Here is a 4,123-nt window from a genome sequence, read left to right as displayed (position 1 = left end):
CATGGTTAATCAACTCTTATGATGGAATGGTGGGGCATTATTATTGCACGAAATTTCTCATGACGACACCATCTAGAAGACCTATTGAAATATCTAGGGATAAACCAAGCAAAATATCTTTCATACAATTTGAAGCAAATAAGTTTAGGTACAAGTAAGGGAGAGTATGACTCTACAATATCCCTTAGTAATGCATTAGAAAATAGAGCGATGATTATTTGGGCGGTGGACGGTGAACCCCTATCTTTGGAAGAAGGTTACCCTATCCGTCTAGTCGACTTTTCGCTATATCGGTACAAAGGGGTTAAATGCTTGTCTGAATTGTACTTTACTGATGAGTTCGAACAAGGATTTTGGGAAAGCAAAGCGGGTTATTGCAAGGAGGGAAAAATCAAGGCAAAACGGTACCGCATTGTTGATTTGCAAGAGAATCGTTTTATTAATGGTTCTGGAGAAGTAACTGATTTTTAGGAGGTAGAAGCTTATGACTCAATTATTTGCAATGGCAGTTTTTGCCCTTGTAACTTCTATATCATCAGGACCTGTAAATATAATAGCGACAGTTACCGGAGCCAATTGCGGATATATTCGAACTATCCCACATATAACCGGTGCTACAATTGGTTTTGTATCGATTCTATTTTTACTAGGCTTTGGATTAGCTCAAGTTATAAATGAGGTGCCATATCTAACTGAAATGCTTACCTATATAGGAGGCAGTTTCTTGTTATACTTGGCATATAAAGTTGCTATGCAAAAACCAATGATCGGTGATGATAGTGCACTAGAGACCCGTGCTCCATCCCTTATACAAGGAATAATGTGCCAATGGCTTAACCCGAAAGCATGGATTGTGTCTTTAGCAGGTATATCCGTTTTTAGTAGTCGCGATGCAGAGATTAATGCACTATTACTTTTTTGTGCGATTTTTTTTATTGTCTGTTATGCATCAATTTCAGCATGGGCTGTTTTGGGAATAACGATTAGGACAGTTTTGGACACACCTAAACATTATAAGCTTTTTAATCTCACTATGGGGCTATTGTTAGCAATTACGGTCGTATATACTTTTTTTATGTCAGGTTAGGGTCTGTTGATGTTTTAAGGTCATAATTCATTCAACCCACATTGGTAACCAGATAATGATAAATGCCAGTGCCAACATACTGGCATAATTTCGTTCAAGTTTATCGTATCTTGTTGCTATTGCACGAAAATGTTTAACTCTGGCGAACGCATTTTCCACCAAATGACGATAACGATATAAACATTTATCAATCTGTTTATCCGATTTTCGGCTATTTTTTCGGTAGGGTATAATTGGCGTTACTCCTTGCTGTTCAATATGATTTCTGAACGCCTGACTATCGTACCCTTTGTCAGCTATCACAAAATCTGAAGGGGCTATTGTTCGACTAAACTTTCAGCGTGAACAATGTCATGTACTTGTCCCCCGGACAATTCAAAATGAACAGGCAAGCCATAACTATCGACCGCCAAATGGATTTTGATTGAACGTCCTCCACAACTTTTGCCAATACCTCATCATCATCTGAAGCTGCTCCTGCACTATGCTAGTGAGCCCGGACGATATTTCCGTCAATAAACAACCATTCCATATCAGTAAATCCAGATAACCTATTGAAAATAATTGGTAAAATACCTTTCTTTGACCAGACATTAAAACGCTGAAAGACGCTATTCCATTTGCCGAATTCTGGCGGTAAATCGCGCTAGGGAATGCTCATTCTCATTCGGTAAAGAATGCCTTCAAAGGTCAAGCGGTGTTCAGGTTTGTGATAAATCCAACCCGGGTGTTGCATTAACGCAGATAGCTTATTCCAATGGAGATCTGTTAACATGGTTCGCAGTATGATGGTGAGGTCTGGTTGTTTTTTGGCGAAAGTAATTATACCAAATCATCTTGCTGTCTAATAATCCCTCACAAAACATCAACAGCCCCTAAAAGGGTATGAACACAGATGACCAAGCAAAAATTCTATCGTTCGAGCGCAGTACCCATTGAGCTGCGCTCTTCTAAAAACTCAGAAGCCTGTTACGGGAAACACACTCATGAAGAATTTTCCATTGGAGCTGTAGATTGCGGTCATAGTGATTACTTCAATAGTAATATTGAACGGAGAATACAAAAGGGTTCTCTTGTCATAGTTAACCCTCTAGAGGTCCATTCATGCAACCCAGTACCAGATACAAATTGGAGTTACAAAATGTTGTATGTATGTCCCAAATGGTTAGGCTATGTGCAATCGATGGTTGTAGGTGAAAGAGTAACGAATTTTATCCCGTTCTCAATTAATCATACCGATGCTCCAGAACTTTATGTACAGTTTCAAGAATTAGCCAACACAATCATTCTTGATAAAGACAAAATGAAAACGGAAGAAGAGAGCATCTCTTTTTTTTCCAATCTGTTTTCACAGTCCAACTCCATGCCTTTAGAGAAAGTTGTAACAAAAAATAATGTATCTAAGGCGTATGAATATATTTGTGAAAATTTTCGAAGCAATATATCGGTAAAGGATATCGCTGTTCACTCTCAATTGAGTGAATATCATATTATCCACGCATTTCGAAAGGCATATGGTATTACTCCACATGCTATGCAAATCGCAATGCGCATTAATGAAGCAAAAGTACTTTTGAAGCAGGGAATGAATATAGCGTCTGTAGCAACTGAGTTAGGTTTTTATGACCAAAGCCACTTTCATAGGAACTTCAAAAAATTGGTTGCGGCGACTCCTGCGGAGTATAAAATATAGGTCATGTATTCAATCTGTTGAACTGCCTTAAATGTAGTATTCTCTTTCGATAAAAGTACCGATAACTTTGTCGTGCATACATGGACGCCCCTTGTTTGCCAAACAATCGTTTGTCATGACCAGAACTCGGTTAACCCTCTCTGTCAGCATAGTTGTCACCACCTTGCGAATACGCCGGCCAAGGGCATCATCATGATAGATGGCCTTCATGCCGTGACCTTCGGCAAGCGTCAGACGGTTGTCTCCATCGTAACGGTAGGTCTGTTTATTATATTGCCTGTACCGCGAGTGATAACATTGCCATGGGCATCATACTCATATTTCCACTGGTTCCACTGCACTAGGCTGCGTCCCTTAATTAGATAACCGCCTGTAAAAGAGTCGAATACAGCCTAATTTCACCCTGGACAAATAGTTTCGTGCGGTTTTTTCGTAACGGGTTGCAATACGCCGATTTCCTTTCAGAAAACCGAAACAGCGTTCGACAACATTGCGGTCACGATAAGCCTGTTCATCAAATTGCGTACGACCATCAGCACTGCCTTTTTCATTGATTTTATAAGGAATAACGCTTTTGATTCTCAATTTACGCAGATAACCGCGGAGCTTTCTACTCGAATACCCTTTGTCTGCCAGCACGGCTTTGCCACGTCGTTTCATGAAACCATTTTTGCGTTGTATACCAATGCCGTCGAGCAAAGGGATGGCGGATTGACTTTCATGAGCTTGCCCAGCGGTCAACATCAGGTTGAGGGGAAAACCCTTTCCGTCGGTTGCCAGGTGGATTTTGGTGCCATAACCACCGCGTGAGCGACCCAGCGCATGATCGTCGGTGATATCGGGATGTTTTTTTTCGCGCCTGCGGCATCTTTACTCGCGCGAATATTGCTGCCATCCAGGCAAATTTCAGCCCAGTCAATCAAGCCTTTTTCATCCAGAATGGACAGTAACCGATTAAATATCTTGTTGATAATGCCCGATTTTGACCCGCGATTAAATCGTTTATAGACCGTTTTCCAAGGACCATAGCGTTCAGGTAAATCACGCCACGGTGCCCCGGAGCACAAGACCCAGAACATCCCATTCATCACACGGCGGTGTTCAACATGTGGACGTCCTGCCCGCTCTGAATGGATCGGGGGCAAACAAGGTTCTATCACTATCTATGCGTCATCAGGAATGTCGTAGCGTGCCATCATCTTTTTCCCATATTGAAAACAGTTTAGATGAGAATACTATCAATTTACATTAAGGGACACAGCCTAATACTACAGCCGTAATCCATCATGTGCCATGATAGGGCTCTTCTTCCTTAAATAAAAGGCGGTGTCACATGCCATCCC

5 protein-coding genes and 1 pseudogene are annotated in these 4,123 nt (G+C 41.1%); 3 read left to right on the top strand and 3 right to left on the bottom strand.

All coding sequences use genetic code 11. The annotated features are described in order from the left end of the window. Positions 1–84: 84 nt before the first annotated feature. Both NXS07_RS18805 and NXS07_RS18800 read left to right on the top strand, forming a co-directional pair. Positions 85–471 (top strand): molybdopterin-dependent oxidoreductase, encoded by a 387-nt coding sequence (locus NXS07_RS18805; RefSeq protein ID WP_258087387.1) that lies wholly within the window; start codon positions 85–87, stop codon positions 469–471. Positions 472–484: 13 nt separating this feature from the next. Next, on the top strand, positions 485–1,087 hold the full coding sequence (locus tag NXS07_RS18800; RefSeq protein ID WP_038221940.1) for a LysE family translocator: 603 nt from the start codon (positions 485–487) through the stop codon (positions 1,085–1,087). Positions 1,088–1,114: 27 nt separating this feature from the next. On the opposite strand, the pseudogene NXS07_RS18795 reads toward NXS07_RS18800, so the two are convergent. After that, positions 1,115–1,874: pseudogene (locus NXS07_RS18795) on the bottom strand (IS5 family transposase). A 108-nt stretch (positions 1,875–1,982) separates the two neighbouring features. On the opposite strand from NXS07_RS18795, the gene NXS07_RS18790 reads away from it, so the two are divergent. Continuing rightward, the gene (locus NXS07_RS18790) at positions 1,983–2,780 is read left to right on the top strand and encodes an AraC family transcriptional regulator (RefSeq protein ID WP_038221941.1); all 798 of its coding nucleotides are present in this window, start codon (positions 1,983–1,985) and stop codon (positions 2,778–2,780) included. Positions 2,781–2,807: 27 nt separating this feature from the next. On the opposite strand, the gene NXS07_RS18785 is transcribed toward NXS07_RS18790, so the two are convergent. Both NXS07_RS18785 and NXS07_RS18780 read right to left on the bottom strand, forming a co-directional pair. After that, a complete protein-coding gene (locus NXS07_RS18785; protein ID WP_258087386.1) occupies positions 2,808–2,990 on the bottom strand; it encodes a hypothetical protein in 183 nt (60 codons plus the stop codon). A 144-nt stretch (positions 2,991–3,134) separates the two neighbouring features. Then, positions 3,135–3,943 (bottom strand): IS5 family transposase gene (locus NXS07_RS18780; RefSeq protein ID WP_258087388.1). Its coding sequence is split into 2 segments (ribosomal slippage): positions 3,135–3,634 and positions 3,634–3,943, totalling 810 coding nucleotides; the frame shifts between segments, so codons are not numbered across the junction. Positions 3,944–4,123 lie beyond the last annotated feature (180 nt).

It is taken from the genome of Xenorhabdus bovienii (assembly GCF_024721015.1).
GTDB lineage: Bacteria > Pseudomonadota > Gammaproteobacteria > Enterobacterales > Enterobacteriaceae > Xenorhabdus > Xenorhabdus bovienii.
This window is presented reverse-complemented; position numbering and strand designations above follow the sequence as displayed.